The sequence below is a fragment of the Massilia sp. P2_C2 genome (assembly GCF_056404615.1).
Map to the genome: position 1 here is coordinate 1 of NZ_JBFUDR010000070.1, position 23,059 is coordinate 23,059.

Below are 23,059 nucleotides of genomic sequence, written 5' to 3' on the forward strand. Positions count from 1 at the left end.
CCCTACGGCCGGCTTACTCCTGTACGGCGACGACCACGACGGACTTCGCCGGCAGGTGCAGCACCAGCTTGCCGTCGCTGGCCTTCGCCTCGAACGGCGTCGGCGCGACGGCGGCGGGCGCGGCGAACGTGTTGTGCGCATCCATCGCGGCCGCCGTCAACACGGAGCCCGTCGCCCCGCGCGCGCCGGCGCCGCCCACGTCGACCGTGACGTCGGCCTGCTCGCGCGGATTCGTGTTGACGAGCGCGAGATACAGTCTGCCGTCCTTGCCGCGCGCGGCCGACGCGCTGACGGCCGGGATGGCGACGTCTTCATGCGCGTACATGGGGTTGTTCGACAACCTGACAGGCACCGACGCGGCGTCCTGGAACGGCACGTACATGCGGAACACGTGGTAGGTCGGCGTCAGCACCATCTTCGGGCCGTCCGTGCGGATCATCGCCTGCAGCACGTTCACCATCTGCGCGATGGCGGCCATGCGCACGCGGTCCGCGTGGGCGTGGAAGATGTTGAAGTTCAGGGCGGCCACGAGGCCGTCGCGCAGCGTGTTCTGCTGCTGCAGGAAGCCCGAGCGGCTGCCCTCCTCGGCGTCGTACCACGTGCCCCATTCGTCGACGGCGAACATCAGCTTCTTCTGCGGATCGTGCGCGTCCAGCTTCGCGACGTTGGCGGCGATGAAGCCTTCCATGCGCTGCGTCTGGCTCAACGTGGTGATCCAGCGGCTTTCGTCGAAGCCGGTCGCGCCGAATTTGCCGTTCTTGTCCGCGCCGGGCGACGTGTAGTAGTGGAACGAGATGCCGTGGGCACGCACGCCCCATCCGTAGATGTGCTGGCTCAGGTAATCCGTCCAGCCGGTATCGTCGTCGTGGCCGCCGGCGGCGATGAATTGCGTGTCGCCGGCCGGATGCAGGAACGTCGCATAGTGGCGGTAGACGTCCGCATACTGCTCCGGACGCATATTGCCCCCGCAGCCCCACGCCTCGTTGCCGATGCCGAAAAACGCGATCCTGTACGGCGCCGGGTGGCCGTTGCGGGCGCGCAGGCGCGCCAGGCTGGACTGGCCGTGCGACGTCATGTACTCGACCCATTCCGCCATTTCCTGCACGGTGCCGGTGCCGAGGTTGCCGTTGACGTAGGCGTCGGCGCCGAGCTGCTCGACGAGGTCGAAGAATTCATGCGTGCCGACGGCATTGTTCTCGTCGACGCCGCCCCAGTTGGCGTTGATGCGCACGGGGCGCTGCGCGCGCGGGCCGATGCCGTCGCGCCAGTGGTACTGGTCGGCGAAGCAGCCGCCGGGCCAGCGCACCAGGGGCACGTGCAACGCCTTCAGCGCGCCCACGACGTCGTTGCGCCAGCCGCGCGTGTTGGGAATCTTCGAGTCGGGACCGACCCACAGGCCGCCGTAGATGCCGGTGCCGAGGTGTTCGGCGAACTGGCCGTAGACGTATTTGCTGATGACGGGGCCAGGCCTGGCGGCGACGATCGAGGCGCCGACCTGCGCGGCGGCGAAGGCGGATGCAGAGGCGCAGGCTGCGAGGATGCCCAGCGCGAGCGCGCGATACTGGATGCTTTTCATGGGATTCATGGATGTTATGGACGCTCCAGCGAAAAAAGCGGGTACCGCGAAACGGTACCCGCTTTCATGGAGCTGGTCGATCGGAACGAGTAGATCAGAAGGAGTAGTTGAGCTGTGCGGCGAACGTGCGGCCCGTGTAGAACGCGTTATGCAGTTTCATGCCGACCTGTTGCTGCATGTACTGCTTGTACACCTGGTTGGTCAGGTTGGTCATCTGGCCGCCCACACGGAGGTTGTCCGTGATCTTGTACTGGAAGCCGAAGTCGAGCTGGCCATACGCACCACCCCAGGTCGGCAGGCCGTAGTCGACGCTGTATGACTTGCCGACGTTCGGGCTGTCCGGGTTGCGGTCGATGCCATCGTTGCCGGCCGTGCCCCACGAGTTGGTCGACTGCAGGTACTTGCCGCGCCAGCTGTAGGCCAGGCGCATCGACAGCGGGCCCTTTTCGTACAGCAGGTTCAGGTTATACGCGTTGCGCGAAAGGCCGATCAGCGGCATGTCGCCGAACACCCTGCCGTCCGTGTCGCAGCCCTGCAGGTTGCGGACCGTGCTCGCGCCCAGCGTGCCCTTCGGCGTGCACCACTGGCCGGTGACCGGATCGTGATACGTCGTGCTGCTGTCGATGTACGTGTAGTTGGCCGACACGCCCAGGCCGGAGAGCACGCCGGGCAGCTTGTCGAAGTAGGTCTGGAAACCCGCCTCGATGCCGCTGACGCGGGCGTCCTGGCCGTTGACGGGGCCGGTGACCATGAAGTCGTGGCGCTGGCCGGTGACGTCGTACAGCGGGTACACCGTCGTCTGGGCGACGATGATGTCCTTGAGCCTCTTGTTGAACACACCGAACGTCGCCGAGCTGGCGCGGCCGAAATAGTACTCCGCCGTCAGGTCGAGGTTGGTCGCCATGACCGGACGCAGCGACGTATTGCCGCGCAGCTTGCCCGTGTAATTGATCGAGTCGAGCACCGGCGACTGGTTGTCACCCGGCGGCGTGTGCGTCTTGATGTCCATGCCCAGCTCCGTGTACGCCTGCAGCAGGTAGAAGTCCGGACGCGACATGCCCTTCGACAGGCCGACGCGGAACTGCAGCTCGTCGCTGGCCTTCAGGCGCAGGTTCAGGCTCGGCAGCACGCGGGTGTAGGTGCTCTCGAAGGTCTGCTTTTCCGACTGCGCCGGAATGTCCGGCACGCCCGGTTGCAACGGCTTCTTGGGCGGGGTGAACAGCGTGTAGCCGGTCGACTGCGGATTCGTCCGTACGACGCGCACGCCGACGGTGCCGTCGATCGGATAGGCCAGCTTGTCGAATGCGAAGCGCAGCTGGGCATACGCGGCCTGGGTGCGCTCGTGCTGGTCGTTCAGGCCGATCGAATCGCCGAACTTCGGCGGTTTGTGGATGCAGTCGTTGTTGACGCCTTTGGTGGCATTGGATTCGTTGCACAACGTCGTGTAGTACGTCTGCAGGTTCGCGATGGCGTCGACCGAATTGGCCAGCGCCATGTTCGGCACGACCACCGGTGCCGGCATCTGCACCGTGCCGCCGAAGAAGTTGTTGAACTGGTGCAGCCCTGCACCGCTGGAGAAGCGCGGATCGCCCAGGCCCGCGAAACTCGTCAGCGGCTGCCACGACTGGTTACCCACCATCCACCCTTGCGAGATCGGGATCCATTCCGAATCGTGGGTGGACTGGGTCACCGCCGAGCGGTCCGTGAAGCGCACGCCGAAGCGCAGGTCGTTGAGGTAAGGATGGTCGAACGTGTACTTGGCGTCGAGACGCGCCGCGTTCATCTGCGCATCCGCCACGTCGTGGTGCTGCTGGGTAAAGCCCCAGTAATAGTGCGACGGATCGGCCAGGTAAGCCTTCGACGCCGCCTCGAAGGAAACCGACGGTATGTCGCCGCGCAGGTCGATGGCCTGGCCAGGCACCCAGCCGCCCAGGCCGATCGTGTTGTCGTAGCCGTCGGTCGTGGCCTGCGTGTGCTGCAGGTCGGCCTTGAAGGTCCACGCGTCGCTGGCGCGCCACGAACCCGACCACGACACGTCGCGCGTGGCGGAATTGCGGCCGCTCGAGCGCGAGTCCGTGCCGAAACCCAGTCCCGTGCCGAAGCCCGGGCCGCTGTTGGTCGTATCGTGCAGCGTGCCGGTCAGCAGCGCGCCATGGTCGTCGTACGTGGCGCCGGGGTCCAGTTGCAGCGTGGYCGGGTTCGTCCCGCCGAAGTAGGAGTTCTCGTCCGAGTGCTGCTTGTAGTGCGAGCGCAGGAAGGTCACGTACGAGCTGAAGTCGCCCTTCTTCCACTGCAGCGCGCCATACAGGCCGCCGCGGGTACGGTCGAAGGTATTCTGCCCCCAGGTCGCGGACGGCGTGACCCAGACGCGCTGGCCGGGGACGAGGTCGTCGCGCGAGATATACGGGCTGACCGACAGGCTGTCGCTCTGGTTCGCGAGGCGCGAACGCGACACGTCGATCAGGATGCCGACCTGGCCGAATTGCGTGTTCCAGCGGTCGGAGTACAGGGCGGATACGGACGGCGGCGCGGTCTTCTGGCGCAGCGACGAACGGGAGACCTCGGTCGACAGCGCGACCTTGCGGCCCTTGGAATCGAACGGCAGCGCGGTGCGCAGGTTCACCAGGCCGGCGATGCCGCCTTCGATCTGTTCGGCGGACGGGTTCTTGTACACGTCCACGCCCGCCATCAACTCGGGCGGCACGTCCTCGAAGCTCAGCGAGCGGCCGCCATTGGCGGAAAACGCGTCACGACCGTTGAACTCCGAGCGGACCTGGCCCGCGCCCAGGCCGCGGATGGACACGCCGGTGCCTTCGGCCGCAAAATGGTTGATGCTGTCGCCCACGCCCTGCTGCGGATCGACGCGGTTCAGCGTACGGTCGATGCTGACGCCGACCACGCGCTGCAGCACTTCCGTCACCGATTTATCGGGCAGCTTGCCGATGTCGTCGGCGACGATCGAATCGACGATCTCGTCCGCGTTCTTCTTGATGCTCTGCGCCGATTCGAGTGCGGCGCGCTGGCCGTACACGACCACTTGCGTCGGTTCGGTCTGCGCCAGCGCGACGCCGCTCGCCATCAGGGCAAACTGTGCGGCGCCGATGGCGATCGCGGTTTTTCTGATTTTTCTCACTTTGTCAGTCTCCGGTTCGTCAGGATGATGTCGTGACCGAACCTGCCGCGTTGCGCGTCGCGCCCGCTGCCCGGTCGGTCCGTTGCATTCTGATTTCCGGAGTGACACACAGCAATTGTGAAATCCCTCAGTTAATCCACGAAAAAATGGAATACCCCGCGCGTTATTTCGCCAGCAGGTCCACCCCCAGTGGTTCCAGTCGCAGCGTGCCGGTCCAGCGCTTGCCGGACAACACGCCCTGCATTGCGCCATCGATGGCGACCTCCTTGACGTCGCCGGTCGTATTGACGTAGAGCGTGCGGCCTTCCACCGTGCGCGCGTACACGCCGTCCGGTGTCTTCGGCCCCGGCACCAGCCCCAGGCTGGCGTACAGCTGGCGATACAACGGACGCATGAACTGCGGCTGCGCGGGCGTGGCGACGTAGATCGCGCGGCCCTTGCCGAACCGGTTCACGGTGATCGCGGGCGGCGTGCCGTCGACGTTGCTGAAACGCGCCAGCGTCTGCGCCGTCGACGGCTCCACCACCTCGTAATGGCCGATCGAACCCTGGATGTCCTCGTCGCCGATCTTCGCGCGCAGCGTGTAGTTGTTGTAGAACTCGTTGGTGCGCACGCCGAACACGTCGGTCAGGCCGCCCGGCAGCGGGGTGCCGAACCACTGGTTGTGCTCGTCGACCTTGTCGGACCATGCCGTCATGATGGCCGTGCCGCCGTCCGTGACGAATTTGCGCAGGGCGTCGCGCGCCGCCTTGTCCAGCAAATACATGCCCGGCACGATCACGAGGCTGTAGCGACCGAGGTCCTCGTGCCCGATGTTGATCACCGCGACGTCGATGTTGTCCTTGAACAGCGGCTCGAACGCGTTGTGGGCCTGCACCAGGTACGGCGTGCTGAGGTACTTGCTCACCGTGTTGGTCTGCTCCGGCCCGACCGGGTTGGTGGCCTGCATATTGTCGAACGAGTAGGCGATGGCCACCTTCGGCTGCGTCATGCGGGGGAAGCCCAGCTTCTGCAGCTTGTCGAATTCCCTGCCGATGGTCGCGAACTCGCCCAGCTTCCACGACGGGCGGTCATCATGGTCGAGCAGGCCGAACAGCCCCTGCTCCTCGCCGCCCAGGTGGCTGTTGAACGTCCACGCCATCACCGACTGCGCGCCCAGCAGCAGGCCGAAGTGCGCCCACATGCGCGAGCGCCCTTTGGTGCCATAGTAGCCCGGCCCGCCCGCGGTGAATTCGTTGAACCAGATCGGCGTCGTCATGCCGGCCTTCATCATCAACGCCTCGAAGCCGGAGCCGATCGGGCTGTACGGATAAAAGCCCATCGCGCCGTAGTTGGCGTAGCCGCGGTACGTGGCCAGGTAGTCGAAGCCCTTGCGCGACGCGCTGTCCCACAGGTTCGAGATCGCGGGCTTGTCCGGTGCGTTGCGGCGGCGCGCCGCGTCGAGCTTTTCCAGCGTGGCGATCGTCACCTCGGACCAGTAGCGGCGCAGGTCCAGCTGGCGCTCGTACGGACCGGGGCCCTCGGCATACGGCAGCTGCACCTCGTCCCAGTCGCCGACGCGACGCGACCAGCGCTGCGTCGCCCAGGCCTTGTTCAGCGCTTCCAGCGTGCCGTACTTCTTCTGGAGCCAGGCGATGAAGCGCTTGCGGTCCGCTTCCGAATACGAGATGTAGCCGTTGCCGGCCTCGTTGTTGTAGCCGAACGCCAGCACCGCCGGATGGTTGGCGTAGCGCTTCGTGAGGTTGTCGGCGAGCCGCTCCAGCAGGCGCTGGTAATCGGGGGCGGCGATGTTGTCCATGTAGCGCTCGGCGGGCGCGAGGCGCGTGCCCTGCTGCGTGACGACGTCGACGCCGGGATAACGGTGGTGCAGCCACAGCGGCGCCGGCTGTCCGGGGATGTCGACGATGACCTTGATGCCGGCGTCGCGCATCTGGTCCATGACCCAGTCGAACTGCGCGAACTGGAAGTTCCCTTCGGACGGCTCGAAATAATCCCACGACAGATCGCCCATGCGCACGACCTTGAAGCCGGCCTGCTTCATCAGCGCCACGTCGTGCTGGATCTGCGCGCGGCTGCGGTCGACGGGCTGGTAGCAGGTACCGACGAACAGCTGGCCGGCGCCGGGCCAGTTGGGCCGTGCCTCCTCCGCATGGACCGCGCCCGCGGCCGCCAGCGCCAGCGCGCACGCGGCGCAGAATCGTTTCAATGTCATGCTCATTTACCGCCTCCCTGCGCGCGCGCCAGCGTCACCAGCACGACGTCGTTGGCGCGCATCGGCACCGTAAAGTCGAACGCGCCGTTACGGCCCACGGTGACCGTGCGCTCCGTTTCCGGCAGGTCGCGCGTGAGCGCCTGCAACTGCCCCATCTGCTCCGGCGTCAGCGTCTGCGGCGCGCCCATGTCGATATACGCGGTGTACGCATCGTTGGCGCGGTAGCCGGCGCGGTGTACGCGCAGGCTGTACCGGCCGGGCTTCAGGTGGCGGATCCGCAGCGCGGCCGGCGCCGCCGCGGTGGCGGGCACCACGCGGCTGTAGAACGGGCGGTTGCTGACCTTTTGCTCGGGCTGCTGGAAGTCCCACACGAGCGCGGTCACGCCCGCGCCATCGGCCGCCGCGATGGCCTGCGCGTCCTTCAGAGGAACTTCGTTGCCCTGCAGCGCATGCAGGTATTTGTAGGCGAAGTACGCGCTCTTGCGGATGCCCTGCGGGTTCAGCAGGCCGAAGCCGCCCTCGAACGGTTTCGTCGGCGGACCCGGCTCCTCGAACAGGTCCGTGTAGGTCCAGTAGCTCATGCCCTGCACGAGGCCTTGCGTGCCTTTCAGCTTGCTGAGGATGTACGGTGCGCTGATGTAGGAATCGTGCACGAGGTCGCGCGGCGTGTAGCTCGTGCTCCACTCGGTGAAGTACAGCGGCAGGGCGGGATGCTTCGACGCAGCGATCTGGTCACGCACGCGGCGCACGTCGCCGATGATGGCGTCGGGCGACGGCGCCAGCTTCGTATCGCCCTCGCCTTTCTCGTCGAGGAAACCGCCGTCCACGCCATACGTGTGCGTGGTGACGAAATCGACGGCGGCGCCACTGTTCGCCACGTGGGCGAGGAATTCCGGCACCCAGGCCGCGCCCGCGGTCGACGGCCCGCCCACGCGCAACACCGGGTCGATGGCCTTGATGGTGTTCGCGGTCAGGTCGTACAGCTCGAAATACGCCTTCTGGTCGGCGCCTTCCCAGAAGCCGGAGAGGTTCGGTTCGTTCCACACCTCGAAGAACCAGCTGCGCACTTCATCCGCGCCGTAGCGCTGCTCGATGTGGCGGATGAATGCGGCGACCAGGTCCTTCCATTTGGCCGGATCCGGATGCGACGTGTTGCCCGCCCAGTAGAAGATCTGGTTGTTCGACGTCGCCATCGCCTTCGGCGTGAAGCCCAGCTCGACGAACGGCTTGATGCGGCGCGCGAACAGCTTGTCGTACAGTTCGTCGATCTTCGTCCAGTCATACACCGTCTTGCCGTCCTCGACCCGCACGGTCTTCAGCACGTCGTGGAAGATCGCGTGGAAGCGGATGTAGCGGAAGCCGAGTTCGTCGACGGTCGTCTTCAGCTGGGCCATGCTGTCGTCGCGGATCAGCGTGCCGGGATAGTCGGAACCGACGGAGAGGTCGAAGAAACGGTCGATTGGCTTCGCGGCCTGCGCCGTGTCGACGTCGATCGCGCGCGGCGCCGGCGCGGCGGCCCGGGCGGCCTGTGTCGCGGCCAGGCACAGGCAGAGCGCCGCCAGGCAGGTGGTCTGCAGTTGTCTCATGGTTGTCCTTGTGGTGCGGGTGGCCCGCGCATTGTGGCGTCACGCCATCGTGGCCGGCAATGATGAAATCCCTCAGCAGAGCCACGAAAACCGGGAATGGCGGGCGTAAAAAAGGGGCGGCCGCAGCCGCCCCGGAACCCACATGAACGCGGGAGGAGATAAGAGTTACAGCAACAACAAAGCCGCGTGAGGGGCACGACGGCGCATTCTCCGCATCGCAACAYCGATGCGCAACGACACCATTCTACGAACGGGTCGTGCGGGCCGCCATGATGAAATCACTCAGATGGGGTAGGAGAACAATTAGTCCGGAAACGTTGCCGACCCCGCGCGAACTTGCCGTTGGACATTAGCCTGCGTACGCGCCCAAACATTCATACGAGTCATCTAGATGATTTAGTTGACACCCCAAATTTTGTGCAGTACGATGATTTCACGGTTCACGAAGAACTGCCCGGACAAGGAGATAGAAATGATTCATTTCGTGGTGCATGAGGATGGCGACTCGGTGGGGACGGTGGTGGTGGAAGGCGTGCAGGCCGGCGCCGCCCTGAATGGCTGGGTGATGGAACAGGACCGCGTGGTCGAGATGCGCACCGTGAGCGACATCCCGATCGGCCACAAGATCGCGCTGCGCGATCTCGAACCCGGCGCCACCGTGATGAAGTACGGCGTCGACATCGGCAAGGTGGTCGCGCCGATCAAGGCCGGCGAGCACCTGCACGTCCACAACGTCAAGACCAAGCGCTGGTAAGCCGCGTCCTATCCAACAGAGCAAGCAATCGAATTCGCAATCGGAGAAAGCAATGATCAACCAGGACACCACCTTCCTCGGCTATCGCCGCGAAAACGGCCGCGTCGGCGTGCGCAACCACGTCATCATCCTGCCGGTGGACGACATCTCGAACGCCGCCGCCGAGGCCGTGGCGAACAACATCAAGGGCACGATGGCGCTGCCGCACCCGTATGGCCGCCTGCAGTTCGGCGCCGACCTCGAACTGCACTTCCGCACCCTGATCGGCACCGGCTCGAACCCGAACGTCGCGGCCGTGGTCGTGATCGGCATCGAACCGCAGTGGACCCAGCTCATCGTCGACGGCATCGCCCAGACCGGCAAGCCGGTGCAGGGTTTCGCGATCGAACACCACGGCGACCACGACACCATCTTCCGCGCCTCGAAAGCGGCGCGCGAGATGGTCCAGTGGGCCTCCGAGCAGCAGCGCGAGGTGTGCCCCATCGGCGACCTGTGGGTGTCGACCAAGTGCGGCGAGTCGGACACGACGTCCGGCTGCGGCGCCAACCCGACCGTGGGCAATGCCTTCGACAAGCTGTACGGCACGGGCGCCACGCTGGTGTTCGGCGAGACGTCCGAGCTGACCGGCGGCGAGCACCTGGTGGCCGAACGCTGCGCCACGCCCGAGGTGAGGGACCGCTTCATGACCTTCTTCAACCGCTACCAGGACATGATCAACCGCCACAAGACGAGCGACCTGTCGGATTCGCAGCCGACCAAGGGCAATATCGCCGGCGGCCTGACGACGATCGAAGAAAAGGCGCTGGGCAATATCCAGAAGATCGGCAAGAAGTGCAAGGTCGACGGCGTGCTGGACAAGGCGGAGACGCCGGACCACGCGGGCCTGTGGTTCATGGACTCGTCGTCCGCCGCGGCCGAGATGGTCACGCTGTGCGCGGCGTCGGGCTATGTGGTCCACTTCTTCCCGACCGGCCAGGGCAATGTGATCGGCAACCCGATCCTTCCCGTCATCAAGATTTGCGCGAACCCGAAGACGGTGCGCACGATGGCCGAGCACATCGACGTCGATACCTCGGGCCTGCTGCAGCGCGAGATCAACATGGACGGCGCCGGCGACAAGCTGCTCGAATGCATGCTGCGCACCGCCAACGGCCGCCTGACCGCCGCCGAAGCGCTGGGCCACCGCGAGTTCGTGCTGACCCGCCTCTACGAGTCGGCATAAGAACTTATCCCTGCACGCATGAACTGGTTGGGTGGGCACGGGGTGCCCACCCTACTGTTCCAAGCGTCGCCGGCCCGTCAGCGGACGAGGTGCCGCCCGTCCGCGAAATATTCCTTCAGCGCCCCGGTAAAGGCCATGCGGCTGTGCCGGGTGCGTTCCAGCAGTCCGACGCAGCGCTGCGTGGTGACGCCCGGCAACCGGATCACGCGCAGGCACTGGTCCTTATCCCACTGCACATTGGCCAGCTGCGGCACGATCGAGATGCCGAAGCCCTGCCGCACGATTTCGATCATCGCCTCCACCGAGTTGAGTTCGAGCTCGTCGCGCGTCGTCACGCCGACCTGGCTCAGCACCTCCTTGACCAGCAATCCCGTCCAGGTATCCCGGTCGAACCGGATGAACGGTGCCTGCCGCAAGGCATCGAGCGGCGCTTCCGGCAGCTCGAAATGGGGCTGCCGCGGCACGATCAGCACCATCGGCTCGTTGTACAGAAGCGTCCATTGCAGCATCGAGGCGAGCGTGCGCGGCGGCTTCGTGACGATCGCGGCATCCAGCTCGCCATGCTCCACCTGGTAGGCAAAATCGGCCGACAGTCCCACGAACAACTGCACGCGCAGCTTCGGGTGCTCGCGCTTGAGCGTCCACAGCGCATCCGCGAACGAGCCCATCAACGTGGAGACCAGCGCGCCCATCAGCACGCGGCCCGACAATTCGCTCTCGTCCGCATTGACCAGCTCCTCATATTGCGCCAGCAGCCCCTCGATCTGCGGCACGGCCTTGCGGCCCGCCGTATTCAGCACCACCGAGCGCGGACCGCGGTCGAACAGCTCCTGGTTGAGTTCTTCTTCCAGCGCCCGGATCTGCAAACCCACCGCCGCCGGGGTCAGCCCGACCTCCTTGCCGGCCGCCGCAAAGGTGCCGTACCTGGCCACAGCAAGAAACGTCTTGAACGTGCGTATCGATGGCATCAAACCCTCCGGACAGTACTGCGCGAATGCCCTCGATCATAAAGTATTCCTTTATCTCGCACAAATAAAGATTAGCTTTTATTTACCAAAAATGTGGCCGACAATGCATTCATGGCCGAAGCGCAGGCCCCATTACCGAACAGCAGGATCGACATGACAACCCATCTGCAAGTGAAAGTCTGGCGCGGCAAGGAAGAAGGCGATTTCGTCACCTACGACGTGCCCCGCCTCGAAAGCCAGACCGTGCTGGACGTGGTGACCCATATCCAGCGCCACATCGACCCCGGCCTGGCATACCGCTACGCCTGCCGCGTCGGCATGTGCGGCTCCTGCGCCATGACCGTCAACGGCAAGGCGCGCTGGACCTGCCGCACGCACGTGGCCAAGGTGGCCCGCGACGGCAAGCTCGAACTGGCGCCCCTGTCCAACCTCCCCGTCATCAAGGACCTGGTCACCGACATGACCGAGTTCTTCGACAAGTGGGCGCGCGCCAAGGGTAGCTTCAAGGGCGCGCACACCCGCCACGACGAGTTCGCGATGGTCGAGCCGCAGTCGACCATGCGCCTGGCGGCGGACGCCGGCATCGAATGCATCGGCTGCGGCGTCTGCTACGCGTCGTGCGACGTGGTCAGCTGGCGCCCCGACTACCTCGGCCCGGCCGCGCTCAACCGTGCCTGGACCCTGGTGAACGACGTGCGCGACGTCGCCAACGTCGAGCGCCTGCTGGCGGTGTCCGGCGACGCCGGCTGCCACGCCTGCCATACCCAGGGCAGCTGCACCGAGCGCTGCCCCAAGCACCTGGAACCGACCGCGTCGATTTCCGGCCTCAAGCACATCGCCATCAAGGCGCTGAGGAGAACGGCATGAGCGACACCATCGCACAAGCCAGGTTGTGGTACTGGGGACGGATCAGCGCGATGGCGCTGGCTTTCTTCGTCCTCGCACACCTGGCGATCATCATCTACGCCGTACGCGGCGGCCTGACCGGCACCGAAATCCTGGGCCGCACCCACGGCAGCGTGCCCTTCGGCCTGTTCTACGCTTCTTTCGTGCTGGCCAGCGCCGTGCACGCCCCGCTCGGGCTGGCCCGCATCCTGCGCGAAACCGTCATCGGGGAACGCGGCGCCAACGTGGTCGCCGCCCTGTTTGCCGTGCTGGTGCTCGTGCTCGGCATGCGCGCCGTCTATGGAGTGGTGCTGTCATGAAACGAAAGAACGACTTCCGCGCCCGCAACCATCCGGCGTACTGGGCCTTCCTGGTGCACCGTTTTTCCGGGCTCGCGCTGGCGCTGTTCCTGCCGGTGCACTTCTGGGCCCTGGGCCACGCCGTCGAGGGCGCGGCATCGCTGAACGGCTTCATCCACGTCACCGACGCGCCGCTGTTCAAGTTCGGCGAATGGGGCCTGGTGATCTTCCTGGCCGCGCACATGGCCGGCGGCGTGCGCCTGCTGCTGATCGAATTCGGCACGTGGAGCGGCCTGCGCAAGAACCTGATCGCCGTCACCGCCGGCTTCGCAGCAATGATGGGCCTGGCGTTTGCCCTGGCACTGAAATTTTAAAGGAGCACGAGTATGAAGATCGACCTGCCGGCAGTGGAAGAAGCCGCAAAACAGCTGTACATCCGGGCGCTCAAGGTGTTGCCGCCCGATATCAAGGGAGGCTTTGCCCGCCTGACRGAGACGGAAACCGCGCCGCGTGCCCAGGGCATCCTCGCCACCATGGTCCGGAACATCCAGGTGGCCGAGGAGAATGAGAACCTGCTGTGCCAGGATACCGGCGTGCCGATCTATAACATCGAGATCGGACGTGGCGTCGAGGTCGACGGCCATGACCTGAAGCAGGCGATCCGCAAGGGCTGCGAACGCGCCACCCGCGAACACCCGCTGCGCTCGTCGGTCGTGCATCCCCTCACCCGCCGCAACGAGCACACGTCATGCGGGGCCGAGGTGCCGGTCATCCACATCGATTTCACGCCGGAGCCGGACAAGCTCACGATCCAGATGATCCCCAAGGGCAGCGGATCGGAGAACAACTCCTTCCTCAAGATGGCGATCCCGGCCGAAGGCATCGCTGCGATCAAGGAATTCGTGATCGATTGCGTGATCAATGCGGGCGGCAAGACCTGCCCGCCCACGATCGTCGGCGTCGGCCTGGGCGGCACCTCGGACCTGTGCGTGGCGCTCGCCAAGCGCGCGGCGACGCGGCCGCTGGGCAGCCATTGCGCCGATCCGGAAGGCGCCGCGCTGGAGAAAGAACTGTCCGCCGCGGTCAACCGGCTCGGCGTGGGCCCGCAAGGCCTCGGCGGCGACTCGACCGCGTTCGCCGTGCACGTCGAACTGGCGGCAACCCACATCACGATGAACCCCATCGCCGTCAACATGCAATGCCACTCGGCACGCCGCGCCAGCGCGACCGTCACGCCGGACGGCATCACCTACGGATTCTGATCATGGCCCACTACGAACTCACCATGCCCGTGACCGAAGAGCAGGTCCGCCAGCTGCGCGTGAACGACACCGTCACCCTGCAGCAGACCCTGTTCGGCATCCGCGACGCGACCCAGATCCACATGCTCGACCGCGGCCGCGCCACCCGTTTCGACCTGCGCGGCCACGCCGTGATCCATACCGCGCCCAACGTGCGCAAGGTCGAAAAGAGCGCGCAGTATCCGGCCGGCTACGCGCCGGTCTGCATCGGCACCACGACCTCCGACCGGATGGAGCGCTTCACCCGCCCCCTGATGACGCAACACGGCGTGCGCTTCATCGTCGGCAAGGGCGGCATGCGCCAGGGCTCGCTCGACGCATTCCGCGAACTGGGCGGCGCCTACCTGGCGATCGTTGGCGGGACCGCGGCGCTCGAGACCACCTGGATCGAGCAGATCGAAGACGTCGACCTGGACGACCTGAATCCGGAATCGCTGTGGAAGTTCAGGATCCGTCAGTTCGGCCCGTTGCTGGTGGCGATGGACAGCCACGGCAACAGCCTCTACACCGATATCAAGGCCGACGTGGAACGGCGCCGCGCCGACGTGCTGGCCAGCCTGGGAGTCCACCAATGAAACCGATCAAACGTATCCAGACCGACATCCTGATCCTCGGTTCCGGCGGCGCCGGCCTGTTCGCCGCGCTGCACGCGCACCAGGGCAATCCGGGGCTGTCGATCACGGTCGCCGTCAAGGGATTGCTCGGCAAATGCGGCTGCACCCGGATGGTCCAGGGCGGCTACAACGTCGCGCTGGCCGAAGGCGATTCCGTCGAGCGCCATTTCATGGACACGATCGAGGGCAGCAAGTGGCTGGCCAACCAGGAACTGGCCTGGACGCTGGTCACCAGGGCCGTCGAACGCATCCACGAACTGGAGAACGAACTGGGCTGCTTCTTCGACCGCAATCCGGACGGCACCGTGCACCAGAAGGCGTTCGCCGGCCAGACCTTCGACCGCACGGTGCACAAGGGCGACCTGACCGGCATCGAGATCATCAACCGCCTGTCCGAACAGGTGTGGGCGCGCGGCATCCAGCGGCTGGAAGAATACCGCGCGGTCGAACTGATCCGGACCGCCGACGGCAAGGCGCTGGCCGGCGTGCTGATGATCGACATGCGCACCGGCGAATTCGTGTTCGTGCAGGCCGCGGCCGTACTGCTGGCCACCGGCGGCGGCCCGACCATGTACAAGTTCCATACGCCCTCGGGCGACAAGAGCTGCGACGGGCTGGCGATGGCGCTGCGCGCCGGGCTGCCGCTGCGCGACATGGAGATGGTGCAGTTCCACCCGACCGGCCTGCTGGCCGGCACCCACACCCGGATGACCGGCACGGTGCTCGAAGAAGGCTTGCGCGGCGCCGGCGGCTACCTGCTGAACGGCGACGGCGAACGGTTCATGTCCAACTACGATCCGCGCGGCGAGCGCGCGACCCGCGACATCGTCTCGCGCGGTATCTACGCCGAGATGCGGGCCGGCCGCACCAGCCCGAACGGCGGTGTCTATATCCAGATGTCGCATCTCGGGCCGGACAAGGTCCGCAAGCAGTTCAAGGGCATGGTCGAGCGCTGCGGCGACTGTGGCTTCGACCTGGCGGCCGGGCGCGTCGAGGTAGTGCCGACCGCCCACTACATGATGGGCGGCGTGGTGTTCAAGCCGGACTGCACGACCGAGCTGGACGGCCTGTTCGCAGCCGGCGAAGACACCGGCGGCGTGCACGGTGCCAACCGGCTGGGCGGCAACGGGGTGGCCAATTCGACCGTCTTCGGCGGCATCGCGGGCGCGACGATGGCGGCCTGGGCCACCCGCAACCCGGGCTTGCGCGAGCCGGACGAGGCCGCCATTGCGCGCAGCATCGCCGACCACGAGTTGCCGTTCGCGCACGAACCGGTCTCGCGAGACCCGGGCGACCTGCACGCCATCCGCGAGGCGCTGTACGAATGCATGTGGCTGGACGTCGGCATCCTGCGCACGGCCGAAGGACTGCAGCGCGCCCAGCGGCGGCTGGCGGACCTGGAAGCGCAACTGCTGCGCACCGGCATCCCCGCCGGCGACCGCGCGTACAACCTGAGCTGGCACGACTGGATGAACCTGCGCAGCCTGATCGCGGTGAGCCGGGTGATCGCGTCCGCCGCATTGCTGCGCGAGGATTCGCGCGGTGCCCACTACCGCGAAGACTTTCCGTCGCCGGGCAACCTGGCCACGTCCAGCTTCACCGTGACCCGCATGCGCGACGGCACGCTTGGCCTCGTGCGCGAGCCCGTCCGTTTTGAACGCGTGCGCCCCGGTGAAACCATCCTGCAGGACGAACCGGCGGTTGCCCCCTGAAAACATCGACCATACACATAAATCATTTAGGTCATATAGTTGAATTTTGATCCAGACTGGACTACCATGGAATCGTCATGACCCTGATTCACGGGGTAGCCACTACAGACAGGCGCACAGCGCCAGCCCCATCAGCCCTTTATTGGAGGAGACATCCAATGCAACTCAAGTCCATCCTGTCGTATGCCGTTGGCGCCACCCTGCTGTCCGCGACGTTTTCCGCGAGCGCGGAACCGAAGGAGCTGAAGATTGCCGAGCAGTACGGCATCAGCTACCTGCCCCTGATGATCATGGAGGACCAGAAGCTCGTCGAGAAACACGCGAAGGCAGCCGGTCTCGCCGACCTGAAGGTCACGTGGGCCAAGTTCGCCGGCGGCAACGTCATGAACGACGCCCTGCTGTCGGACAGCCTGCACTTCGCAGCCGGCGGCGTGGCACCGATGGTCACGTTATGGGCCAAGACGCGCGGCAATTACGACGTCAAGGCGGTCGCGGCCCTGAATTCCATGCCGTTGTACCTGAACACCCGCAACCCGAACGTCAAGACCATCAAGGACTTCACCGACAAGGACAAGATTGCCTTGCCGGCCGTGAAGGTCTCGATCCAGGCCGTGACCTTGCAGATGGCGGCCGAGCAGGCGTTCGGCGCGGGCCAGCAGAACAAGCTCGACCGTTTCACCGTGTCGATGAGCCACCCGGACGCGCAAGCGGCGCTGCTGTCGGGTACGAGCGAGGTCGATGCGCACTTCAGCTCGCCGCCCTTCCAGTACCAGCAACTGGAAGAGCCCGGCATCCACAAGGTGCTCGACTCCTACCAGGTGCTCGGCGGCCCGGCCACCTTCAACCTCGTCTGGACCACCAGCAAGTTCCGCAACGAGAATCCAAAAGCCTATGCCGCGTTCACCAAGGCTCTCGACGAGGCGATCGCGCTGATCAACAAGGACAAGAAGTGGGCAGCCGAGGCCTACCTGCGCATCTCGAAGGACAAGGACACGGTCGAGGACATCGTCAAGATGCTCAACGATCCGGGCGTGACGTACACCACCACACCGCAGAACGTCATGAAGTACGCGGATTTCATGAACAAGATCGGCTCCATCAAGGCCAAGCCGGCTTCCTGGAAGGACATGTTCTTCCCCAATGTGCACCAGGTTCCGGGCAGCTGACGCTGCATCCAGGTACTTGGAACCTATCTCGGTAGGGTGGGCACCCCGTGCCCACCAAACGTATGCGTCGCGGTAACGCATGGTGGGCACAGGGGTGCCCACCCTACTGGGATAGATTCGTACTCATAGATCACAGCCAGGCAAAGGAAGAGAAGTCATGGATATGAATACCCAGCAAGCCGATCTCCGTCCACTGTTGGACGTGCGTGACGTGACGCTGCAATACAAGACGAAGGCCCATCTGGTGACGGCAACCTACCGCGTCAATTTCCAGGTCTTCAAATCGGACCGTTACGTGCTGCTGGGGCCGTCGGGCTGCGGCAAGTCGACCCTGCTGAAAGCGGTGGGCGGCTACATGACGCCCACCGAAGGCGAGATCCGCCTCAAGGACAGGCTCATCACCAGGCCGGGACCGGACCGGATGATGGTGTTCCAGGAGTTCGACCAGCTGCTGCCGTGGAAGACCGTCAAGGAGAACGTGATGTTCCCCCTGTGCTCGACCGGCAAACAGTGCGGCAGGGCGGCCGAAGACAAGGCCATGCAGTACATCGAAAAGGTCAACCTGGCCAAGTTCGCCAACCACTATCCGCACATGCTCTCGGGCGGCATGAAGCAGCGCGTGGCCATCGCCCGCGGCATGGCGATGGAACCGGACGTGCTGCTGATGGACGAGCCGTTCGCCGCGCTCGACGCCCTCACCCGCCGCAAGATGCAGGACGAGCTGCTGCAACTCTGGGACGACACGCATTTCACCGTGCTGTTCGTCACGCACTCGATCGCGGAGGCGATCAAGTGCGGCAGCCGGATCCTGCTGCTCTCGCCCCACCCCGGCCAGGTCAAGGCGGAACTGGCCAGCACCCCGCGCGACTGCGTCGACCCCAAAGCCGCCAAGGACCTCGAGCACGAGATCCACAAGATGCTTTTTGCCGACACCATCGAAGAGAAGGAGATGCATCATGTCTAAGGACGCCATCCTGCAATCGCGCCCGGCCATCCATCGCGAACCGCTCGATTCCGCCAATTTCGGCGTGGTCGAGAAGCCGCTCTCCACCTTCGAAAGGCTGTACAACATCGGCTGGCTGCGCAAGACGCTGATCCTGGTGGTGCTGATGGTGGCGTGGGAAGGCGGCGCGCGCCTGCTGCACAACGAGCTGCTGTTCCCGACCTTCGTCGCCACCGTCGATGCGCTGTTCAGGGGCCTGACCAGCGGCGACCTGCTGGTCAAGATCTGGGCCTCGCTCAAAGTGCTGCTGATGGGGTATGGCGTGGGCATCGCGCTCGCGGCCACGCTGACCGCGATCGGCATCGCGTCGCGCATCGGCACCGACTTCCTCGAAACGCTGACCTCGATGTTCAACCCGCTGCCGGCGATCGCGCTGCTGCCGATCGCCCTCATCTGGTTCGGCCTCGGCAACGGCAGCCTGGTCTTCGTGCTCGTGCACTCGGTGGTGTGGGCGGTCGCGCTGAATACCCATTCGGGCTTCCTCGGCGTCTCGAACACGCTGCGCATGGTCGGCCGCAACTACGGCCTGGGCGGCGCCCAGTACGTCCTCAAGATCCTGATCCCGGCCGCGTTTCCCAGCATCCTCACCGGGCTGAAGATCGGTTGGGCATTCGCGTGGCGCACGCTGATCGCGTCCGAGCTCGTGTTCGGCGTGAGCTCCGGATCGGGCGGCCTTGGCTGGTTCATCTACGAGAACAAGAACCAGCTCGAGATTCCCAACGTGTTCGCGGGGCTGCTGACCGTGATCCTGATCGGCCTGATCGTCGAGAACCTCGTGTTCAACACGGCCGAGACCCATACCGTGCGCAAGTGGGGCATGCAGGCCTGACCGGAGAACATCATGCACATCACGATCTGCGAATTCATGGACGAGACGTCCGTGGACAACCTCAGGCAACGGTTCGACGTCACATATGACGCCAGGCTGGTCGACCATCCGCAGGACCTGGCACGCGCGCTCGCAGGCGCCGACGCGCTGGTCGTGCGCAACCGCACGCAGGTGAATGCCGCACTGCTTGCCGCCGCCCCGCAGCTGCGGGTGGTCGGACGCCTCGGCGTCGGGCTCGACAACATCGACGTGGCGGCGTGCGAAGGGCGCGGCATCGCGGTGATCCCGGCCACCGGCGCCAACGCGCTGGCCGTGGCCGAATACGTGATCGCCACCGGCATGATGCTGCTGCGCGGCGCCTACCTGTCCAGCGCCGCCGTCGCGGCCGGACAGTGGCCGCGGCCGCAGCTGTCCGAAGGCCGGGAGACCGCGGGCAAGACGCTCGGACTGGTCGGCTTCGGCGGCATCGGCAGGCTGACGGCGCAACTGGCGCAGGCGCTCGGCATGCGCGTGCTCGCCTACGACCCGATGCTGGACGCCGGCGCGGACGTGTGGCGCGCAACGGGCACGACATGCAGCACGCTCGACGACCTGCTGCGCGCTGCCGACGTGGTCTCGCTGCACGTGCCGCTGACGGACTCGACCCGCAACCTGATGGATGAACGCCGCATCGGGCTGATGAAACAGGGCGCGGTGCTGGTCAACACGGCGCGCGGCGGCATCGTCGACGAAGCCGCACTGGCCCGGGCGCTGCGCGCAGGCCGGCTCGCCGGTGCGGCGCTCGACGTGTTCGAACACGAACCGGTGCCGGCCGGCTCGAACCTGGCGGACGTGCCCAACCTGGTCCTGACGCCACACATCGGCGGCGTCACGCGGGAATCGAACGAGCGCGTGAGCGCCATGATCGCCGAACGGGTCGCACAGCGGCTGCTCGGCCCCACCACCACCGAGGAGCAGCCATGGCAACACGTAGCATAGCCGACCTGACCCGGCTCGCGGCCGATGCGCTGCAGCGCGCCGGCGCGAACGCCAATATGGCCCAGGCGACCGCGACCGCGCTGGTCGCAGCGGAGGCACAAGGACTCGCTTCCCACGGCCTGTCGCGCGCCCCGCAGTATATCGGGCACCTGAAGCGGGGCCGCGTCAACGGCGACGCCATCCCGAAAGTCAGGCAGCGCAAGCCGGCGGCCCTGCTGGTCGACGCCCAGGAAGGCCTGGCGTTCCCGGCCTGTGCGGTGGCCGTGCGCGAGGCGATCCGCTCGGCGCGCGACTGCGGCGCCGCGTTTGCCACGGTCACGCACAGCCACCACTTCGGGGCGGCGGCTTATCATCTCGGGCCCGTGGCGCAGGCCGGCATGGTCGGCCTCGCGTTCGGCAATTCGCCCGCCGGCATGCCGGCCTGGGGCGGCAAGCGCGCCCTGTTCGGTACCAATCCGATCGCGGCCGTGTTCCCGCGGCGCAGCGCCCCGCCGTTGGTGATCGACCTGTCGCTGTCCGAGGTGGCGCGCGGCAAGTTGATGGTGGCCGCCAAAAAGGGAGAGCAGATCCCGCTGGGCTGGGCGCTGGACAGGGACGGCAACCCCACCACCGATCCGCAGGCCGGCCTGGAAGGGATGATGATGCCGGCGGGCGGGGTCAAGGGGGCGATGCTCGCCCTGGTGGTCGAGCTGCTGTGCTGCGCCCTGGGCGGTGCCGCCTTCGGTTTCGAAGCGGATTCGTTCTTCGTCGAGGAAGGCAACCGTCCGCGCATCGGACAGGCCTTCATGGTGATCGATCCGGCCGCGCTCGCGGGCAACGAGGTGTTCCACGAACGTATCGAGACCCTCGTCGCGGCCATGCTGATCGACCCGGACGTCCGGCTGCCGGGCCAGCGCCGCGATGCGCTGGCGCAGAAGGCCAAGGCCGACGGTATCGACGTGCCGGACGCGCTGCTGAACCAGCTGGAAGAACTGGCCCGTTCGTAAGCCTCCCACCATGGCATTCGGAACAGAAACGGTCGTGCTGCTGGCGCTCATCGTCATGCTGGCCTACACGGTATTCGGCCTGACCGGGTTCGGTTCGTCGATCACCGCGATGCCGATGATGGTGCAGCTGATCCCCCTGAAGGTCGCGGTGCCGCTGATGCTCGTGTTCGATCTCGCCGCGGGTCTCCTGGTCGGCCTGAAGAACCGCAAGGTGGTCGACCGCAAGGAGCTGATGCGCCTGGTGCCGTGCATGCTGGCCGGGATGGCGGTCGGCGTGGTCGTCCTGGTGAAGGCGCCCGAGCACCTGCTGTTGCTGGTGCTCGGCCTCTTCATCCTGGCCTATTCGGCGTGGAGCCTGCTGCTCAAGCGCGAACCCAGGCCCATCGGCGCCAGCTGGTCGGCGCCGCTGGGCATCGTCGGCGGCATGTTCACCGCGATGTTCGGCACCGGCGGGCCGATCTACACGATTTACCTGACGCGCCGGCTGGACGACAAGGCAGTCCTGCGTGCGACCATCAGCTCGCTCATCTTCATCAGCGGCCTGTCGCGGCTGGCCCTGTTCTCGTCGGCCGGGCTGTTCAGGCAGAACTCGGTGCTGATGCTTGCGGCGCTTTTACTGCCCTGCGCAATGTTGGGGCTGTTCGTCGGCAACCAGCTGCATGCGCGATTGCCGGCGCAGCGGGTCGTGCAGGCGATCTGGGCTATCCTGATCATGAGCGGGACTGGGCTGGTCTTAAAAAACATCTGATGCGATCGGCATGTCCAGCCTTTGTTTGACGGCTTCATGTTCCCTGCCGGCTATTGAAGAGGCGGTTGTACTTCCCGTAGAACCTTGTACCATTGAATTGGCATTAACTGGCGAACAGTGCTGTTCGCCGTCGCGCCATCGTCGGTGCACGGGAAGTCGGGAAGGAGATTTAACATGCGTAAATCAATGGCATTAGCGCTGGCCCTGCTATTGGGCGGTTGCGCAACGCAAGCGGAGCGGGCCGCGCAGCAGGTGCGCGAAGTGGACGACATGATCGCGGTCTACGGTCCGGCGTGCGAAAGGCTGGGAAATACCCGCGACTCCGAGCAGTGGCGCTCGTGCATCCTCACGATGGACACCAAGCGTGCCATCGAGCGCTACCGGACTACGCCAACGACAACCTCGTGCTTCGGACATCGCGGTTTCTTTAACTGTTCGACCTTCTAAAGAGTGCGGCCCATGGGCCAGGCGCAACTTCGGATCGATTCCTGCCGATCAGTGATGGACTGATTTCGGTCATTATTAGTCGTTGGACGTAGGCGTCGGAGATGACGAGTAGTCCTCCCCAATTTTGAGTAAACTCGGACGAGGATTGCTGCAGGAGTCGCTGCTATGAAACGCTTGATGTTGCCCGATGCTGAGCGTCGGACACTGCGGGATATGGGGATTTTCCATCCTCATCCACGGACTCGGATGCGTCTGCCGGGGCCTGACCGCTGACGGAACGTCCGAAACCGGTCGCCCGTTGTCGTACACTGAACGACCGGCCTGCCGGTCGGCGGTGTCGAGTTCTGCCAGGTAGCGCGAGATATTGGCTTCGGTCTCATCCCGCTTGGCGCCAGCGAATACCAGCAGCGGCACCGAAATACCGCTGCAAGGCTCACGCGAGATCGAAGATTACATGGGACTGAACGTCAACCTGAACACTGCGTTTGTGCCATGCATGCGCCATATGCCTGGCCATAGGCCTGGCCATAAGCCGACCAGGCGGCCGCCGCGACATTTGAGAAACAAGTATCTCGGTTTGGCCCCGGCGCCATTTGGTAACAAATGCCATACTGTTGCGCATAGGTTTGGGAATATGCGT

General features: G+C 65.4%; 20 protein-coding genes. 15 read left to right on the forward strand and 5 right to left on the reverse strand.

The window, feature by feature from the left end; genetic code table 11:
• Nucleotides 1-13: 13 nt before the first annotated feature.
• The 4 genes from AC1DYX_RS10920 to AC1DYX_RS10935 form a co-directional block, all read right to left on the reverse strand.
• Entirely contained in the window at nucleotides 14-1,585 is a 1,572-nt protein-coding gene (locus tag AC1DYX_RS10920) for an alpha-N-arabinofuranosidase (RefSeq protein WP_477258834.1), read from the reverse strand.
• Between the two features lie 85 nt (nucleotides 1,586-1,670).
• Nucleotides 1,671-4,709 (reverse strand): TonB-dependent receptor, encoded by a 3,039-nt coding sequence (locus AC1DYX_RS10925; protein WP_477258835.1) that lies wholly within the window; start codon nucleotides 4,707-4,709, stop codon nucleotides 1,671-1,673.
• 163 nt (nucleotides 4,710-4,872) lie between these two features.
• Nucleotides 4,873-6,921, reverse strand: coding sequence for a beta-galactosidase (locus AC1DYX_RS10930; RefSeq protein WP_477258836.1), 2,049 nt, complete (start codon nucleotides 6,919-6,921; stop codon nucleotides 4,873-4,875).
• A gap of 2 nt (nucleotides 6,922-6,923) precedes the next feature.
• The gene (locus tag AC1DYX_RS10935; RefSeq protein ID WP_477258837.1) at nucleotides 6,924-8,507 is read right to left on the reverse strand and encodes a GH39 family glycosyl hydrolase; all 1,584 of its coding nucleotides are present in this window, start codon (nucleotides 8,505-8,507) and stop codon (nucleotides 6,924-6,926) included.
• A gap of 472 nt (nucleotides 8,508-8,979) precedes the next feature.
• On the opposite strand from AC1DYX_RS10935, the gene AC1DYX_RS10940 reads away from it, so the two are divergent.
• Both AC1DYX_RS10940 and AC1DYX_RS10945 read left to right on the forward strand, forming a co-directional pair.
• Nucleotides 8,980-9,261, forward strand: coding sequence for a UxaA family hydrolase (locus AC1DYX_RS10940; RefSeq protein WP_477258838.1), 282 nt, complete (start codon nucleotides 8,980-8,982; stop codon nucleotides 9,259-9,261).
• Nucleotides 9,262-9,313: 52 nt separating this feature from the next.
• A complete protein-coding gene (locus AC1DYX_RS10945) occupies nucleotides 9,314-10,483 on the forward strand; it encodes a UxaA family hydrolase (RefSeq protein WP_477258839.1) in 1,170 nt (389 codons plus the stop codon).
• A gap of 77 nt (nucleotides 10,484-10,560) precedes the next feature.
• Here AC1DYX_RS10945 and AC1DYX_RS10950 read toward each other — a convergent pair whose 3' ends face one another.
• Nucleotides 10,561-11,451, reverse strand: coding sequence for a LysR family transcriptional regulator (locus AC1DYX_RS10950; protein ID WP_477258840.1), 891 nt, complete (start codon nucleotides 11,449-11,451; stop codon nucleotides 10,561-10,563).
• A 153-nt stretch (nucleotides 11,452-11,604) separates the two neighbouring features.
• Between AC1DYX_RS10950 and AC1DYX_RS10955 the strand changes: the two genes are divergently transcribed.
• The 13 genes from AC1DYX_RS10955 (at nucleotide 11,605) to AC1DYX_RS11015 (ending at nucleotide 22,419) form a co-directional block, all read left to right on the forward strand.
• On the forward strand, nucleotides 11,605-12,318 hold the full coding sequence (locus AC1DYX_RS10955; RefSeq protein WP_477258841.1) for a succinate dehydrogenase/fumarate reductase iron-sulfur subunit: 714 nt from the start codon (nucleotides 11,605-11,607) through the stop codon (nucleotides 12,316-12,318).
• The gene (locus tag AC1DYX_RS10960) at nucleotides 12,315-12,656 is read left to right on the forward strand and encodes a succinate dehydrogenase (RefSeq protein ID WP_477258842.1); all 342 of its coding nucleotides are present in this window, start codon (nucleotides 12,315-12,317) and stop codon (nucleotides 12,654-12,656) included. The genes AC1DYX_RS10955 and AC1DYX_RS10960 overlap by 4 nt, the downstream gene beginning before the upstream one ends.
• Nucleotides 12,653-13,009, forward strand: coding sequence for a succinate dehydrogenase, cytochrome b556 subunit (sdhC, locus tag AC1DYX_RS10965; protein ID WP_477258843.1), 357 nt, complete (start codon nucleotides 12,653-12,655; stop codon nucleotides 13,007-13,009). Before AC1DYX_RS10960 ends, sdhC begins: the two co-directional genes overlap by 4 nt.
• Nucleotides 13,010-13,021: 12 nt before the next feature.
• Complete coding sequence (locus tag AC1DYX_RS10970) at nucleotides 13,022-13,897, forward strand: fumarate hydratase (RefSeq protein WP_477258844.1); 876 nt, start codon at nucleotides 13,022-13,024, stop codon at nucleotides 13,895-13,897.
• Between the two features lie 2 nt (nucleotides 13,898-13,899).
• A complete protein-coding gene (locus AC1DYX_RS10975) occupies nucleotides 13,900-14,511 on the forward strand; it encodes a FumA C-terminus/TtdB family hydratase beta subunit (protein ID WP_477258845.1) in 612 nt (203 codons plus the stop codon).
• Entirely contained in the window at nucleotides 14,508-16,262 is a 1,755-nt protein-coding gene (locus tag AC1DYX_RS10980) for an L-aspartate oxidase (RefSeq protein WP_477258846.1), read from the forward strand. The genes AC1DYX_RS10975 and AC1DYX_RS10980 overlap by 4 nt, the downstream gene beginning before the upstream one ends.
• A 158-nt stretch (nucleotides 16,263-16,420) precedes the next feature.
• Nucleotides 16,421-17,428 (forward strand): ABC transporter substrate-binding protein, encoded by a 1,008-nt coding sequence (locus AC1DYX_RS10985; RefSeq protein WP_477258847.1) that lies wholly within the window; start codon nucleotides 16,421-16,423, stop codon nucleotides 17,426-17,428.
• Between the two features lie 163 nt (nucleotides 17,429-17,591).
• Complete coding sequence (locus AC1DYX_RS10990; protein ID WP_477258853.1) at nucleotides 17,592-18,392, forward strand: ABC transporter ATP-binding protein; 801 nt, start codon at nucleotides 17,592-17,594, stop codon at nucleotides 18,390-18,392.
• Nucleotides 18,385-19,260, forward strand: a complete 876-nt coding sequence (locus AC1DYX_RS10995) for an ABC transporter permease (RefSeq protein ID WP_477258848.1) — start codon at nucleotides 18,385-18,387, stop codon at nucleotides 19,258-19,260. The genes AC1DYX_RS10990 and AC1DYX_RS10995 overlap by 8 nt, the downstream gene beginning before the upstream one ends.
• Nucleotides 19,261-19,272: 12 nt before the next feature.
• Nucleotides 19,273-20,238, forward strand: a complete 966-nt coding sequence (locus AC1DYX_RS11000; protein WP_477258849.1) for a hydroxyacid dehydrogenase — start codon at nucleotides 19,273-19,275, stop codon at nucleotides 20,236-20,238.
• Nucleotides 20,220-21,224, forward strand: a complete 1,005-nt coding sequence (locus AC1DYX_RS11005) for an Ldh family oxidoreductase (protein ID WP_477258850.1) — start codon at nucleotides 20,220-20,222, stop codon at nucleotides 21,222-21,224. Before AC1DYX_RS11000 ends, AC1DYX_RS11005 begins: the two co-directional genes overlap by 19 nt.
• Before the next feature lie 10 nt (nucleotides 21,225-21,234).
• Nucleotides 21,235-21,972: a sulfite exporter TauE/SafE family protein gene (locus tag AC1DYX_RS11010; RefSeq protein ID WP_477258851.1), complete on the forward strand. Its 738-nt coding sequence runs from the start codon at nucleotides 21,235-21,237 to the stop codon at nucleotides 21,970-21,972.
• Nucleotides 21,973-22,146: 174 nt separating this feature from the next.
• Nucleotides 22,147-22,419 carry a hypothetical protein gene (locus AC1DYX_RS11015; RefSeq protein ID WP_477258852.1) on the forward strand — a complete coding sequence of 91 codons (273 nt, stop codon included), beginning with the start codon at nucleotides 22,147-22,149 and terminating at the stop codon, nucleotides 22,417-22,419.
• Nucleotides 22,420-23,059: the final 640 nt, after the last annotated feature.

Excerpts from the sequence above, each read along its gene's own strand:
- AC1DYX_RS10950 (WP_477258840.1), bottom strand. The coding sequence starts at position 11,451 with ATGCCATCGATACGCACGTTCAAGACGTTTCTTGCTGTGGCCAGGTAC.
- AC1DYX_RS10940 (WP_477258838.1), top strand. The coding sequence starts at position 8,980 with ATGATTCATTTCGTGGTGCATGAGGATGGCGACTCGGTGGGGACGGTG.
- AC1DYX_RS10995 (WP_477258848.1), top strand. The coding sequence starts at position 18,385 with ATGTCTAAGGACGCCATCCTGCAATCGCGCCCGGCCATCCATCGCGAA.
- AC1DYX_RS10980 (WP_477258846.1), top strand. The coding sequence starts at position 14,508 with ATGAAACCGATCAAACGTATCCAGACCGACATCCTGATCCTCGGTTCC.
- AC1DYX_RS10985 (WP_477258847.1), top strand. The coding sequence starts at position 16,421 with ATGCAACTCAAGTCCATCCTGTCGTATGCCGTTGGCGCCACCCTGCTG.
- AC1DYX_RS10945 (WP_477258839.1), top strand. The coding sequence starts at position 9,314 with ATGATCAACCAGGACACCACCTTCCTCGGCTATCGCCGCGAAAACGGC.
- AC1DYX_RS11010 (WP_477258851.1), top strand. The coding sequence starts at position 21,235 with ATGGCATTCGGAACAGAAACGGTCGTGCTGCTGGCGCTCATCGTCATG.
- AC1DYX_RS10960 (WP_477258842.1), top strand. The coding sequence starts at position 12,315 with ATGAGCGACACCATCGCACAAGCCAGGTTGTGGTACTGGGGACGGATC.
- AC1DYX_RS10935 (WP_477258837.1), bottom strand. The coding sequence starts at position 8,507 with ATGAGACAACTGCAGACCACCTGCCTGGCGGCGCTCTGCCTGTGCCTG.
- AC1DYX_RS11015 (WP_477258852.1), top strand. The coding sequence starts at position 22,147 with ATGCGTAAATCAATGGCATTAGCGCTGGCCCTGCTATTGGGCGGTTGC.
- AC1DYX_RS10920 (WP_477258834.1), bottom strand. The coding sequence starts at position 1,585 with ATGAATCCCATGAAAAGCATCCAGTATCGCGCGCTCGCGCTGGGCATC.
- AC1DYX_RS10930 (WP_477258836.1), bottom strand. The coding sequence starts at position 6,921 with ATGACATTGAAACGATTCTGCGCCGCGTGCGCGCTGGCGCTGGCGGCC.
- AC1DYX_RS11000 (WP_477258849.1), top strand. The coding sequence starts at position 19,273 with ATGCACATCACGATCTGCGAATTCATGGACGAGACGTCCGTGGACAAC.
- AC1DYX_RS10975 (WP_477258845.1), top strand. The coding sequence starts at position 13,900 with ATGGCCCACTACGAACTCACCATGCCCGTGACCGAAGAGCAGGTCCGC.
- AC1DYX_RS10955 (WP_477258841.1), top strand. The coding sequence starts at position 11,605 with ATGACAACCCATCTGCAAGTGAAAGTCTGGCGCGGCAAGGAAGAAGGC.
- sdhC (WP_477258843.1), top strand. The coding sequence starts at position 12,653 with ATGAAACGAAAGAACGACTTCCGCGCCCGCAACCATCCGGCGTACTGG.
- AC1DYX_RS10990 (WP_477258853.1), top strand. The coding sequence starts at position 17,592 with ATGAATACCCAGCAAGCCGATCTCCGTCCACTGTTGGACGTGCGTGAC.
- AC1DYX_RS11005 (WP_477258850.1), top strand. The coding sequence starts at position 20,220 with ATGGCAACACGTAGCATAGCCGACCTGACCCGGCTCGCGGCCGATGCG.